The sequence below is a fragment of the Nocardioides taihuensis genome (genome assembly GCF_042657275.1).
Classification (GTDB): domain Bacteria; phylum Actinomycetota; class Actinomycetes; order Propionibacteriales; family Nocardioidaceae; genus Nocardioides; species Nocardioides taihuensis.
Genome location: NZ_JBHSKD010000029.1, coordinates 92369 through 106168, shown reverse-complemented (window position 1 = coordinate 106168; position 13800 = coordinate 92369). Strand labels below are relative to the sequence as shown.

The following is a 13800-nucleotide window of genomic DNA, read 5'->3' as shown; positions in this document are numbered from 1 at the left end:
CCTTGCTGAGGGAGCCGATCTCGGGACTTCTGACCGCGCCCCGAGCGCGGTCCTCCGGGGCCGTCACGTCTCTCGATCTCGGAGTCCCCATGCTCTCGTCCCGTCAGAGGTTCGCCGCAGCGGTCGGCCTCGGTCTGGCCGTCTCGGTCCTGACCTCCACCCCGAGCCACGCCAACCCGGCCGGCACCGGTCTCGTCATCAAGGAGGTGTACGGCGGCGGCGGCAACGCGGGCGCCCAGTACACCAACGACTTCATCGAGCTCTACAACCCCACCACGGCGCCCATCTCCGTCGCCGGGTGGTCGGTGCAGTACCGGAGCGCCACCGGCACGTCGGCGCAGGTCACGCCCCTGAGCGGCTCGGTGCCGGCGGGCGCGCACTACCTCGTCCAGGAGGCCGCGGGGGGCACCCCGTCGGCGTCGCTCCCGGCACCCGACGCGACGGGCACCATCTCCATGTCCGGCAGCGCGGGCGTCGTGCTGCTCGTGCCGAGCACCACCGCCTTCGCCACCACCGGCAACCTCGCCGGCAACGCGGGCCTGGTCGACATGGTCGGCTACGGCTCGACGGCGGGTTCCTTCGAGGCCGCCAACACCGGGGTCAACCTGACCAACACCACCGCCGCCACGCGGTCGGCCACCGGGGGCGACACCGACAACAACGCCGACGACTTCAGCGAGGTCGCGCCGACCCCGACCAACAGCGCCACCGGCGGTGGCGGCGGCGGGGACGCCGGCGAGAAGACGATCGCCCAGATCCAGGGCGACGACACCGCCACCAGCCCGCTGGCGGGCCAGACGGTCACCACCACCGGGCGCGTGACCGCATCCTTCCCGTCCGGCGGCTTCAACGGCTTCTACCTCCAGACCGGCGGCGCCGACACCACCCCCGCCGCCTCCGACGGCGTCTTCGTCTACACCCCCGCGCTCACGCAGGCCGCCTACCCCTCCGTCGGCGACTCGCTCCAGGTCAAGGGCACCGTCTCGGAGTTCGGCGGGCTGACCGAGATCACCGCCGCCCCCGCCGACATCACGACGGTCGCTGCCCTGCCCGCGGTGGTCCCGCTGGCCGAGGTGCCCGGCACCTCCTGCGCCCTGCCGGGCGACGCCTGCCTCACCGGCGCGGCGATCGACGCAGCCCGCGAGAAGCACGAGGGCGAGCTGGTGCAGCCGGCCGGGGCCTACACGGTCACCGACTCCTACGACGGCTCCGCCTACAACGGCGGTTCCGCGTCCTCGAGCATGTTCGGCGAGATCGGGCTGGCGGCGAACAGCGACCTGCCGCTCGTCGCGCCGACCGAGCTGTACGACGCGCAGACCGGTCCGGTCGCGGCCCGCACGGCGTACAACAACGCCCACCGCGTGGTCCTCGACGACGGCTCCAGCCTCAACTACACGACGGCCGCCAACACCGGCTCGCCGTTCCCCTACTACACCGCCGACCACACCGTCCGCGTCGGCGCGGGAGTCACCTTCGACCAGCCGTTCGTGCTCGACTACCGCTTCGGCTGGAAGGCGCAGCCGCAGCACCAGGTGGTCGGCGCCCCCACGGGTCTCGTCAGCTTCGAGCAGACCCGTGAGGCCCAGCCGCAGGACGTCGGTGGCGACGTGCGGCTCGCGACGTTCAACGTGCTCAACTACTTCACCACCCTCGGCGCGGACGTCGCCGGCTGCGAGGCGTACGTCGACCGCGCCGGCGACCCGGTGACCGTGCGCACCTGCTCGGGCGCCAACGGCCCGCGCGGCGCGTGGGACGCCGAGGACCTCCAGCGCCAGCAGACCAAGATCGTCACCGCGATCAACAAGCTGGATGCCGACGTCGTGTCGCTGGAGGAGATCGAGAACTCCCTCGTCGTCGACGGCCACGACCGTGACGAGGCGGTCGCCACGCTCGTGGACGCGCTGAACGCCGATGCCGGTGCCGGCACCTGGGCCTACGCCCCCTCGCCGACGCCCGCCGACCTGCCCTCCGGCGAGGACGTCATCCGCACGGCCTTCATCTACCAGCCCGCCACGGTGGCCCTGGTGGGCGGTTCGCAGATCCTCGTCGGCGCCACCGCGTTCGACAACGCCCGTGAGCCGCTGGCCCAGGCGTTCAAGGCGGCCGGCACCTCCGACGCCGACGCGTTCGCGGTGATCGCCAACCACTTCAAGTCGAAGGGGTCCGGCACGCCCGACCCCTACGGCCAGGGCAACGCCAACGAGGACCGCGTCAACCAGGCGCAGGCGCTGCTGTCGTTCGCCGACTCGTTCGCGGTGTCGCGCGGCACCCAGAAGGTGTTCCTGACCGGTGACTTCAACGCCTACTCCCACGAGGACCCGATCGAGGTGCTCGAGGCGGGCGGGTTCACCAGCCTCGACTCGACCAGCGATCCCCAGGAGGAGAGCTACAGCTTCGACGGCCAGGTCGGCTCGCTCGACCACGTGCTCGCCAACGAGGCGGCTCTGCCGGACGTGACCGGCGTCGACGTGTGGACGATCAACGCCTACGAGTCGGTGTACTACGAGTACAGCCGCAACAACTACAACGTCACCGACCTCTACAGCCCGGGGCCGTTCCGCTCGTCGGACCACAACCCCGAGCTGGTCGGGATCGACACCCCGGCCCCGGAGCCCGGCACCCGTGACATCCAGGTGCTGGCCACCAACGACTTCCACGGCCGGATCGCCAACGACCCGCAGTCGGCGGCCGCCGGCGCGGCGGTGATGGCCGGCGCCGTCAAGCAGATGCGTGCCGCCAATCCCGACACCGTGTTCGCCGCGGCAGGTGACCTGATCGGCGCCTCGACGTTCGACTCGTTCATCGCCCACGACAAGCCGACCATCGACGCGCTCAACGAGGCCGGCCTGCAGGTCTCGGCCGCCGGCAACCACGAGTTCGACCAGGGCTACCGCGACCTCGTGGACCGGGTGATGGCGCCCTACGACGCCGAGACCAACCCGTACGGCGGCGCGCAGTGGAAGTACATCGCCGCGAACGTCCGGATGCGCAGCGACGACAGCCACGCGCTGGCGCCGTCGTGGACCCAGGACTTCGGCAAGGTGGAGGTCGGGTTCGTCGGCGCGGTCACCGAGCACCTGCCCGAGCTGGTCTCGCCGGCCGGCATCTCGGAGATCACGGTCACCGACGTCGTCGACGAGGTCAACGCGGCCGCCGACGACCTGCGCGCCGACGGCGCGGACGTCGTCGTGCTGCTCGTGCACGAGGGCGCGGAGAACACCAACTGCGCGACCATGGACGACAACCCCGCCAGTGACTTCGGCAGCATCATCACCGGGGTCGACGGCGACGTCGACGCCATCGTGTCGGGTCACACGCACCTCGCCTACAACTGCTCGTTCCCGGTCGACTCGTGGGCGGGCCGTCCGGTCACCGAGCGACCGGTGGTCTCGGCGGGCCAGTACGGCGAGAAGCTCAACCGTCTCGTCTTCACGGTCGACACGGCCACCGGCCAGGTCCAGGCGAAGACCCAGGAGGTGCTCAACCTCAAGGCGGGGCCCACCGGCTCCACCTTCAACTACCCGGTCGACCCGGCGACGCAGTCGATCGTCGACGCGGCCGTGGCCGAGGCGAACGTGCTCGGCGCGGTCCGCCTCGGCGACATCGCCGGCCCGTTCAAGCGGGCCCAGATCAACGGCGTGGTGAACGGGCAGCCCGGGCTGGTCGAGAACCGCGGCGGTGAGTCGACCCTGGGCAACCTGGTGGCCGAGGTGCAGCGCTGGGCGACCAGCAGCACCGAGTCCGGCTCGGCGCAGATCGCCTTCATGAACCCCGGTGGGCTGCGCGCCGACATGATCGGCACCCAGGCCGACGGGTACCCGGAGACGCTCACCTACCGGCAGGCCGCCAACGTCCAGCCCTTCGCCAACACCCTCGTCAACATGCGCCTGACCGGCGCGCAGATCAGGGCGGCGCTCGAGCAGCAGTGGCAGCCGGCCGGTGCGTCGCGGCCGTTCCTGCGGCTCGGCGTCTCGAAGGGCTTCACCTACACCTACGACCCGACCGCTGCGGCGGGCTCGCGGATCAAGCAGATGCGTCTCGACGGTGTGCTCGTCGACCCGACCACGACGTACTCGGTGACGGTGAACTCGTTCCTGGCCTCGGGGGGTGACAACTTCGGCGCGTTCGCCGGGGGCACGCAGAAGCGCGACACCGGCAAGGTGGACCTGCAGGCGATGGTCGACTACATGGCCGAGTTCGCGGCGGACACCCCGCTGCCGGTGGACTGGTCGCAGCGCGCGGTCGGGATCAGCTTCCCGGCGGCTGCGCCGTCGTCCTACCGCGGCGGCGAGCACGTGACCTTCGACGTCTCCTCGTGGGACATGACCGGGGCCGGCGACACCAAGGACGCACGGGTGCAGGTCTCCCTCGACGGGACCGACCTCGGGTCGTTCCCCGTCGACCACACGGTCGGCAGCACCATCGGTGACGAGTACGGCAAGGCCGCGGTCGACGTGGTCATCCCGAACGGCACCAGTGCGGGTCAGCACCAGCTGACCCTCGCCGGACACGCCACGGGTACGTCGGTGACGGTCCCCGTCACGGTCGCGGCGACCACGACGACGGTCGCGGCCACGGCCGCCGACCACGCGTACGGGACGGCCGGCAGCGTGCAGGTCAGCCTCACCCCGGCCACCGCGACCGGCGAGGTCACGGTGCTCGAGGGTGACACCGTGCTCGGCACCGGCACGCTGGTGCTCGGGGCCACGTCGGTCACCCTCGGCGGCACCGCCCTCGAGGTCGGCGCGCACACCCTCACGGTGCGCTACGCCGGCGACGCGGGCCACGAGCCGTCGAGCACCACGACCGGCGTGACCGTCACCAAGGCTGCCGCCTCGGTGGCGACGACGTTCGACCCGACGCGGGTGACCACGAAGTCCCAGGTCTCGCTCACGGTCGACGTCACGGCGGCGGGCGTCACGCCCACCGGCGCGGTGCGGGTGATCGTGAACGGCACCACGACGACCCGCACGCTCTCGGGCGGCTCGGCCACCTTCGCTCTGGGCCGGTTCGTCAAGGCGGGCAGCTACCCGGTCACCGTCACCTACCTGGGCGACACCCACGTCCAGCAGGCGGCCGACACCGTGACCCTGGTGGTCAACAAGAAGTAGTCGGCACCGACCGGCCGGGCCCGGCTCCCCTCGCGGGGGCCGGGCCCGGCCGCGTCCGAGCTGCGGCCGGGCTCAGCCCTCGCCGAGCCGGAAGGCCGCCTGCACCAGCGCGAGGTGGCTGAAGGCCTGCGGGAAGTTGCCGACCATCCGGTCGTGGACCGGGTCGTACTCCTCGGCGAGCAGGCCGACGTCGTTGACCAGGCCGACCAGCCGGTCGAAGAGCCGGTGGGCGTCGTCGCGGCGGCCGGCCGCGGCGTACGCCGAGACCAGCCAGAACGAGCAGGCCAGGAACGGGTGCTCGTCACCGGCGAGGCCGTCGACGCCGGTCTGCGTGCGGTAGCGCAGCAGCAGCCCGTCGCGCAGGAGGTCCTCCTCGATCGCGGCGATGGTGCCGACCATCCGGGGGTCGTCGCCCTCGATGAAGCCGATCAGCGGCAGCACCAGCAGCGAGGCGTCGACCTCGTCGGTCTCGTCGTGCTGCACGAATGACCCCCGCCGCTCGTCGTACCCGTGCTCGAGGACCGCGGCCCGCACCTCCTCGCGGAGCCTGATCCACTCGTCGACGGGTCCCTCGAGGCCGTGCTTCTCGACCCCGCAGACGGCCCGGTCGAACGCCGCCCACATCATCGCGCGCGAGTGCGTGAACCGGCGGCGCGGACCGCGGATCTCCCAGAGCCCGTGGTCGGGCTCCTGCCAGGTCCGCGCCAGTCGCTCGAGCAGCGTGCACTGTAGTGCCCACGAGTTGTCGTCGTGCGTGACGCCGGCGATCCGCGCCTGCTCCAGCGCGATCATCACCTCGCCGAGGACGTCGCCCTGGCGCTGGGAGACGGCGGCGTTGCCGATCCGCACGGGGCGCGAGCCGGCGTACCCGGGGAGGTGGTCGAGCGTGTCCTCGGGCAGCCGCCGCGCACCGTCGACGGCGTACATGATCTGGAGGTCGTCGGGGTCGCCGGCCACGGCCCGCAGCAGCCAGTGCTTCCAGACCTCGGCCTCGGAGGTGAACCCCGCGGCGAGCAGCGACTCGAGGGTGAGCGCCGCGTCGCGCAGCCAGCAGTAGCGGTAGTCCCAGTTGCGCTCGCCGCCGAACTCCTCGGGCAGCGACGTGGTCGGCGCGGCCACGATGCCGCCGGTCTCCTCGTGGGTCAGCAGGCGCAGGGTGAGCAACGAGCGCCGGACCACGTCGGCATGCGGCACGGGCAGGCTGATCCCGGCCAGCCAGTCACGCTCCTCCTGCAGCGAGGACTCGATGCGGGGCGCAGGGTCGAGGAGGTCGGGCTCGTCGATCCACGACGGGAACCAGACCGTGACGAACGTGAGCTCCTCGCCCGCGTGGACGTCGAACTCGTCGGCGTGCCGGTGGTCGGACTTCCGGGGGAGCCGAGGCCCCCGCAGGACCAGCTGGTCGGGGCCCGCGATGGCGGAGATGACCTTCTCGCCGCCGAGCGTGCGGCGGCGCACCCAGGGGCGGACGTTGCCGTAGTCCATGCGCACGACCCACTCGTGCCGGATCCGCACGGTGCCCTCGACGCCCACCAGCCTGCGGACGACGTCGGCGCGCTTGTCGCCGGTCGGCATCAGGTCGACCAGCTTCACGACGCCGGTGGGTGTGGTGAACGTCGTCTCCAGGACCGTGCTGTCGTCGACGTAGCAGCGCGAGACCTCGACGTCACCGACGGGCGCGAGCAGCCACCGTCCGTTGTCCTCGGTGCCGAGCAGCGCGGCGAAGCAGGCGGGGGAGTCGAAGCGGGGCAGGCACAGCCAGTCGATCGACCCGTCGCGGCCGACCAGGGCGGCGGTGTGCCGGTCGCCGATGAGGGCGTAGTCCTCGATGGGCAGGGCCATGGGGTGACCCTAGAGGGCACCTGTCTGGCCGGGGCGGCGCTAGCCTGCGGGCATGGCCCGCTCCGACGCCGCCCGGCTGCTCGACGACCTGCGGCAGCGGGGCGCGACCCTGGCCACGGCCGAGTCCCTGACCGGGGGAAGGCTGGCTGCCCGCGTGACCGCGGTGCCGGGCGCCTCCGACTGCTTCCTCGGCGGGGTCGTCTCCTACGCGACCGAGGTCAAGGTCGAGGTGCTCGGCGTGCCGACCGCCGTCGTGGAGCGCGACGGCGTGGTGTCGGCCGCCTGCGCCCGCGCCATGGCCGACGGGGTCCGCCGGCTGACCGGGGCGTCGTACGCCGTGAGCACGACGGGGGTGGCGGGGCCGGGTCCGTCCGAGGGTGTCCCCGCCGGCACGGTGTACGTCGGGGTGGCGGGGCCCCGGGGCACCACGGCGGTCGGGCTGGAGCTGGTCGGCGACCGGGAGGCCGTGCAGGAGCGGGCGTGCGACGAGGCGCTGGCGGCGCTGATGTCGGTGGTCACGTCCACGCTGGGCGAGGAGCTGCACGAGGAACAAGGGGGCCTCGGGTAGCGTTGGGCTCGCAGACACGGAAGGACGTGCGCATGGTGCTGTTTCGTCGACTCCTCGGCGACGTGCTCCGCGACCAGCGGATGCGGCGCGGCATGACCCTGCGCGAGGTGTCCAAGGAGGCCCGGGTGAGCCTGGGCTACATCTCCGAGATCGAGCGCGGTCAGAAGGAAGCCTCCTCCGAGCTCCTCGCCTCGCTCTGCGGTGCCCTCGAGGTGCCGTTGTCCGACGTGCTGCGCGAGGTCTCCGACGCCGTCGCCGTCGAGGAGGGCGCGGCCGCCCTCGAGACCGTGCCCCGCGCGGACACCGTCGTCGCCTCGGCCGCCTGACGCCGCTCCGGCTCAGACGCCCAGCGCGGCGAAGCTCCCGGCCGTCGCCTCCCGCAGCGCGTCGCCCGCGGCCGCCCGTCGCGCGGAGAGCATCGCGTCGGCCAGGTCGTCCCCGTCGGCCAGCCGGGCGTGGAGGTCGACCATTACCTCCGCCGTCGCCTCGTCGTTGACGACCACCACGCTGGCCACGACGCCGGCGGTGCCCACCCCGAGCAGGGCCGACACCAGGCCGAGCAGCTCGCCCGCACCCACCGCGGCCATCACCCCGGACTCGCAGGCCGACAGCACCACCCGGTGCGGCGGCCTGGCCATCCGCTCGAAGTCGTGGACCGTCAGCGGGCCGTCGTCGAGGTCGAGCGAGGAGAAGAGCGGGCTGTCGGCGCGGAAGTGGCCGTGCGCGGCGACGTGGGCGAGCCCGGCGCCGTCGAGGGCGGCCAGGCTGCGCTCGACCGTGGCGTCGCCGTGACGGAGCACCAGGGCGTCGGGGTGCCGCGGCGCCACCACGTCGACCTCGGCGCCACCCGTCGTCAGCCCCGGCCCGCAGACGAACACGGTGGGCCCTGCGGCGGGCGCCCGCTCGCGGGCGCGCAGCCACAGTGAGGCCGAGGGCACCACGCTGTGTGCCACGTCGGTGAGCGCCGGAACCAGCGACCACGGGGCCCCGTGCAGCCGGCTCGGCGGCGACACCACCACGCGCCGTGCGCCGCGGATCCGCAGAGCGAGGTCGCCGAGCAGGGCCCCTTGGAGCCGCTCCGCCGCCTCGGGGACGGCGTCGGGCCGGCCCCGGGCGGCGCGGCGCAGCGCCCAGCGCGAGAAGTCGATCGCCTGCTGCGCGTCTCCCGCCAGGCCGACCCGGCGGGCGGTGGTGCGACCCCCGCGCACCAGGACGGCGTGCAGCGAGCCGTCGACCTCCACCAGCTCGACGAAGGCGTCGTCACCGACCGCCTCGACCAGGGCCGACACGTCGAGCCGCAGGTCGGCGGTGGTGCCGTCACCCGCACGCCGGCGGAGCCCGGCCCGGACCTCCGACTCGAGCCGGGACCGCTCGGCGCGCAACCGGGTGGTGTCCTCGCCGTCCGCACGTGCCGCGAGCAGGCGGCGGGCGTTGTCGCGCAGCGCCGCCAGCGGTGCCGCCACCGGATCGTCGGCCGCCGGGCGGACCGGGGGCTGGGCGAGCGCCGTGGCCCGCCACCGCTCGCTCCACCAGAGGAGGGTGCGTGGCGGTGCATCGACGGCATGGCTCAGCGCCAGGTCGGCGAGCGCAGTGCCGTGCGCGGTCGCCAGGGCCCGCAGCTCGGTGCTGCCGAGAGTCGCCCGGTGCGCGTCGAGCGCGTCGAGTCCCCTACGGCAGGCGTCGTGGACGCCGCGCCGGTTGCCGGCCAGGGCCTGCTGCTGCCCGCGGGCCAGCCACCCCGATGCCCGGGTGAGGGCGGTGGGTCCGCTGCGGTGGCGGGCCGCGCGTTCGAGCAGCGGGGGCGCTTGTGACGGGTCGAACCGGGCCGCGAGCCGCCCGGCCAGCAGCCAGGCCGTCACGGCCTGCTCCGAGCGTTGGCCCTCCAGTGCCTCCGCCACACGCACGGCGCGCGGCACCACCCGCCGGTCGAGCCGTCCCGCGCCCGCGGCACGGGCTCGCAGGGCCACCAGCTCGGCCTGTGCTGCGAACCAGTCGCGCTCGGCCCTCCGGAACGCCGTCAACGCAGTCTCAGCGTGTACCCGGGCCGGCACGGTCTCACCCAGTGCCATGCGGGCCATCGCCAGCCACAGGTCGAGCTCGGCCCGTTGCACCGGCAGGCCGCCGGGCCGCGCCAACTGCTCGGTGACGACGCGGACCGCCTCGTCGGGCAGGCCGGCGGCGAGCAACGCCTGCGCCCGGTCGATCACGAGGGGAGCGGCATCGACTCCCGAGCCCTCGAGCTCGGCGGCCACCTGGTCGTAGGTTGCCAGGGCAGTCGGCAAGTCGCCCCGGGCGTACGCCACCAGCCCGAGGTTGTGCAGAGCCTGGGTGGCTTCGACCTCGTGCCCGAGCTCGAGGAGCAGCTCGCGTGCCCGCCGTTCCTGCTCGTCGGCGGCGGCGACGTCCCCGACGGCCAGGTGCAGCAGGCCCAGCCAGTTCCGGGTCCGAGCCTCCCACGTCGGGTCATCCGCCGCGAGGAACCCGTCGAGGGCCTGGCGGAGGTCGGCGAGCGCCTCGTGGTGACGGCCGAGCAGCCACGACAGCGAGACACCGCGCCTCATCAGCACGGTAGCCCGCAGCCGCGGGTCGGTGGCGCTGTCTGCGGCCCGGGCGAGAAGGTCGAGCCCGGCGCGGGTGCGGCCGCGCGTGACCAGGGTGGCACCCAGTGTCGCCCGGACGTCTGCGGCCCGGTCGGGATCGCCCGACCGTTCGGCGGTCTGGACCGCTCTTCTCAGCTCCGAGACCGCAGCCTCCCCCTCACCGAGCTCGCGCAGGGCCAGCCCCCGGGCGTGGCGGGCGACCGACTCCCACCACGGCTCGGGAGCGTCCGCGAGCAGTGCGCGGCCGCGCTCCAGCGCCGTCGACGGGTCGTCGAGGGCAAGCTCGAGGAGCTCGGCGACGCTCGTCGGTGAGTGGTCGATCGACATGCGCGCTCCGGGAAAAGGGGTTCCCGGTCATCCTCCCGCAGGTCTAACGTCACTGGGAACGTCTGTCACGACGTCTCGGGGGAGGGGAACGTCATGGAAGCATCCGGGAATCCGAAGGACGGAGCAATCCGCCGACGCCTGCAGCAGATGGACATGCTGCACCGACGGCTTCAGCAGCTCGAGCTGATGGTCGAGGAACAGGGCCCCGACGCGGTCGCGTGGGACAGCGACCAGCCCGAGAACTTCACCTACCTGTACGACCCGGCCTGGCTGCTGGTGCGCGCGGGGGAGGAGGACAACGTACGCCGGACGCTGGACGAGACCGGCGAGCTGCTGGACGACTGGGGCGAGCCCCAGGTGATCGACTCCGTCGTGGGGCCCCTGCCCCTGTCGCGGTTGCGGCTACCCGAACGTCGTGACGGGGACCCGCGGCGGGTCCAGCTCGCCATGGATGCGCTCGACCGAGCCGAGCTCAACGCCGAGGGGCGGCCGCAGGTGGCCGCGCCCGAGCACTGGGTCCACCTGGCCGCGGGAGGCACCGGCCGGCTGTGCCCGGCGACCGAGCCCGAGCCGGCGGACCCGCGGGACACCTGGCCGGAGCCGGCCGGCGACCCCTCGGTCGGCGCGGGAGCTCGCGTCGTGGTCGTGGACAGCGGCTGGCACCCTCCCGCGGGCGACCCCGCCGGCCGCACGCCGTGGCTCGACGGCGTGACCGGGACCGACGAGGGCAACATCGCCGGCCAGCCGTTACGGCCGTACGCCGGTCACGGCACGTTCATCGCCGGCACCGTGCGCAGCATCGCCCACGGGGCCGAGATCTGGGTCGAGCGCTTCTTCAACGGCACCGCTCTTCGCGAGGTCGACATGGTGCTCGGCCTTCTCCAGGCCTTCGAGCACGAGCCGAACCTGATCAACCTCTCGGCCGGGTGCACCAGCCGCAAGGACCGGCCCCTGCTCAGCTTCGAGGTCTTTCACGAGGTCTTCTTCAAGGAGCGCAATCACGAGTGCCTGCTGGTCGCCGCAGCCGGCAACGACGGCGTGGCCGACCCGTTCTGGCCCGCATCGTTCGACTGGGCGATCGGGGTCGGCTCGCTCAACCGGGACGAGACGGTCTCCGACTTCTCCAACTTCGGAAGCTCAGCCGACCTGTTCGCGGTCGGCGCCGATCTCGTCAACGCCTACCCGGACGGCACCTACACCTGCCACGAGGTGCCGCACACAGGAGAACAGCGGGTCTTCAAGAACGGCGCCGCCCGCTGGAGCGGTACGTCCTTCGCCTCGCCCACCGTGGTGGGGCTGATCGCTGCGGAGATGGACGGGAGCGTCGGCGTCAGCACTGCCTGGGCGAACGTGCGCGGACGCCTCGTCTCGGTACCGGGGAGCGGAGGCACGGGCACGGTGGATGCGCTGCGCCCGCCCTACACCTGATTCAGCGGGTGACCCACTCGGTCACGAGCTGGAACTCACCCGACCGCAGCGCGAACCGGACCGGGTCGTCGCCGGGCACCTCGACCACGAAGAAGCCGGAGGCGTCGGGCTGCACGGGGGTGCGCCCGCCGTCCGCGTGCTCGACCACGATCTCGGCGCCGGGGGAGGCATGGAGCCGGCCCTCGAAGCGGTCGTCGACGAGCTCGACCTCGAGGGTCACCTCGCCCGTGCCGAACTCGAGGGTCCGGGCCTCGGCGCCGCGGACCGCGGCACCGGCCTCCACGAGCGAGTCGTAGGTCAGCGCGAGGAGCTCGGCGTCCACGGTCCGCCAGGTGTACGCCGCGCGAGCGGCGTCGCGCCACTCGGGCGGTACCTCGCGCTCGTCGGCAAGAGCCTTGCCCAGGATGTTCTCGAGGTCGTCCCCACCGAAGCTGCTCATCACGATCGCCTTTCTCCCACGCCCGTCGCCGAGCTCGACTGGTCTGCGTAAGAACGCAGTGCGCGGGTCTCGCGCAGCTGCTTGAGGGCACGGGCCCGGGTGGGCCCGATGCTGCCGACGGGGATGTCGAGCGTCCGGCTGATCTCGTCGTAGGGAACCGGCGGATCGGCCATCAGCATCTCCAGCAGCTGGCGGCGCTGCGCGGGCAGCTCGGCCAGTCCGGCCCGGACCACCCGGCGCACCTCGTCGCGGAGCAGCAGCTCCGCCACGTCGGTCCCGTCGGGCTCGCTGTCCAGGGCCGGTCCCTGCGGGTCCACGGTGGTGGTCCGCCGCGCCGCCTTCGCCAGGCGCAGGGCCTCGCGGTGCGCCGTGGTGGCCAGCCAGCCCGGGAGTGCCCGGGGGTCGCGCAGGTCCTCGAGGTGCTCGACCAGCCGCAGCCAGACCGTCTGGTTGACGTCGGCGGCGTCGGCCGCCGAGAGCGAGAACCGGCGTACGACGCCGTAGACCAGGGGCAGGAACTCCTCGACCAACGCGTTCCAGGCCTCCGCGTCACCCTCACGGGCGGCGGCGACCAGGCCGGCCACAGTCGGCTGCTGCATCGCGGGCCTCCTCGTGGGCCGGGCGTCGGTCGTGGTCCTCATCGGTGCCTCCTCGGACGTACTGAGGGGCGAGGTGCGCCCCTGATACGCCGAGCCCGAGAAATGTCAGCCGGTGTCTGATCCACCGTGGCACTCCCACGCCCGGGCGACAACGGAATTTGGCCTTCCGGTATCAGCCGCCACCGGACCGCGTCTGTCCCTTCCAACGCCGACACCCGGCACCACCACCGGAAGGACACCGTCATGAACCACCGCACCACCACCCGCGGCCTCGCCGGCGCAGCCCTGCTGGGGCTGCTCGTCGCCACCAGCGCCTGCGGCACCGAGACCGGCGTGGCGACCACGCCCGCCCAGGTACCGGGGATGCAGCACGGCCGCCACGACCTGGGTCAGCTCTCCGGGCCGGAGCAAGCCCAGCCCTCGCCGGCCCCGGCCGGCAAGCGGGTGCCCGACCTGCTGCCCTGACCACCAACCCACCACCCATCAACCACCACCACCCAGCAGTCCATCACCCACCAGGAGACAGTCATGACCATCAGCACCAGCAGCCGCTCCTTCGCCGCGGCCGCCGCCACCGCCGCCATCGCGATCGCCTTCGGCACCGCCGCCTGCGGCACCGACACCGGACGGGACACCGCTGCGGCTCCCGCGGCGATCGGTCAGGCGCCGTTCCACACCTCGGCCGACGCCATCGACCGTGACGAGAAGCGGAACACGCAGTTCCACGGCTCGCCGGCACAGATCGAGCATCAGCAGGCCACGGGCGGGCAGCAGGGCCGGCCGTTCACCCCGCCGGACTCGCGAATCCCGGACTGAGCGGGACCTCCACCACCGCCGGCGGCGCCCGGACCACCAGGTCCGGGCGCCGTCGTCCGTGTGACGGGCC

At 73.1% G+C, this 13800-nt stretch carries 10 protein-coding genes; 6 read left to right on the top strand and 4 right to left on the bottom strand.

What is annotated here, in order from left to right; all coding sequences use genetic code 11:
* The first annotated feature begins 89 nt into the window (after positions 1–89).
* Entirely contained in the window at positions 90–5111 is a 5022-nt protein-coding gene (locus ACFPGP_RS23140) for an ExeM/NucH family extracellular endonuclease (protein WP_378593882.1), read from the top strand.
* Positions 5112–5183: 72 nt separating this feature from the next.
* On the opposite strand, the gene ACFPGP_RS23135 is transcribed toward ACFPGP_RS23140, so the two are convergent.
* A complete protein-coding gene (locus tag ACFPGP_RS23135; protein WP_378593880.1) occupies positions 5184–6953 on the bottom strand; it encodes a glycoside hydrolase family 15 protein in 1770 nt (589 codons plus the stop codon).
* A 52-nt stretch (positions 6954–7005) separates the two neighbouring features.
* On the opposite strand from ACFPGP_RS23135, the gene ACFPGP_RS23130 reads away from it, so the two are divergent.
* Together ACFPGP_RS23130 and ACFPGP_RS23125 are read left to right on the top strand one after the other, a co-directional pair.
* Positions 7006–7521 carry a CinA family protein gene (locus ACFPGP_RS23130; RefSeq protein WP_378593879.1) on the top strand — a complete coding sequence of 172 codons (516 nt, stop codon included), beginning with the start codon at positions 7006–7008 and terminating at the stop codon, positions 7519–7521.
* A 26-nt stretch (positions 7522–7547) separates the two neighbouring features.
* Positions 7548–7847 (top strand): helix-turn-helix domain-containing protein, encoded by a 300-nt coding sequence (locus ACFPGP_RS23125; RefSeq protein WP_465263279.1) that lies wholly within the window; start codon positions 7548–7550, stop codon positions 7845–7847.
* 12 nt (positions 7848–7859) lie between these two features.
* On the opposite strand, the gene ACFPGP_RS23120 is transcribed toward ACFPGP_RS23125, so the two are convergent.
* Positions 7860–10448 (bottom strand): CHAT domain-containing protein, encoded by a 2589-nt coding sequence (locus ACFPGP_RS23120; RefSeq protein WP_378593875.1) that lies wholly within the window; start codon positions 10446–10448, stop codon positions 7860–7862.
* Positions 10449–10601: 153 nt separating this feature from the next.
* On the opposite strand from ACFPGP_RS23120, the gene ACFPGP_RS23115 reads away from it, so the two are divergent.
* A complete protein-coding gene (locus ACFPGP_RS23115) occupies positions 10602–11876 on the top strand; it encodes a S8 family peptidase (protein ID WP_378593874.1) in 1275 nt (424 codons plus the stop codon).
* A 1-nt stretch (position 11877) separates the two neighbouring features.
* On the opposite strand, the gene ACFPGP_RS23110 is transcribed toward ACFPGP_RS23115, so the two are convergent.
* A complete protein-coding gene (locus tag ACFPGP_RS23110) occupies positions 11878–12315 on the bottom strand; it encodes a hypothetical protein (RefSeq protein WP_378593873.1) in 438 nt (145 codons plus the stop codon).
* Positions 12315–12914, bottom strand: coding sequence for an RNA polymerase sigma factor (locus ACFPGP_RS23105; protein WP_378593871.1), 600 nt, complete (start codon positions 12912–12914; stop codon positions 12315–12317). The genes ACFPGP_RS23110 and ACFPGP_RS23105 overlap by 1 nt, the downstream gene beginning before the upstream one ends.
* 243 nt (positions 12915–13157) lie before the next feature.
* On the opposite strand from ACFPGP_RS23105, the gene ACFPGP_RS23100 reads away from it, so the two are divergent.
* Both ACFPGP_RS23100 and ACFPGP_RS23095 read left to right on the top strand, forming a co-directional pair.
* Complete coding sequence (locus ACFPGP_RS23100; RefSeq protein WP_378593869.1) at positions 13158–13379, top strand: hypothetical protein; 222 nt, start codon at positions 13158–13160, stop codon at positions 13377–13379.
* 63 nt (positions 13380–13442) lie between these two features.
* A complete protein-coding gene (locus ACFPGP_RS23095; RefSeq protein ID WP_378593867.1) occupies positions 13443–13730 on the top strand; it encodes a hypothetical protein in 288 nt (95 codons plus the stop codon).
* Positions 13731–13800: the final 70 nt, after the last annotated feature.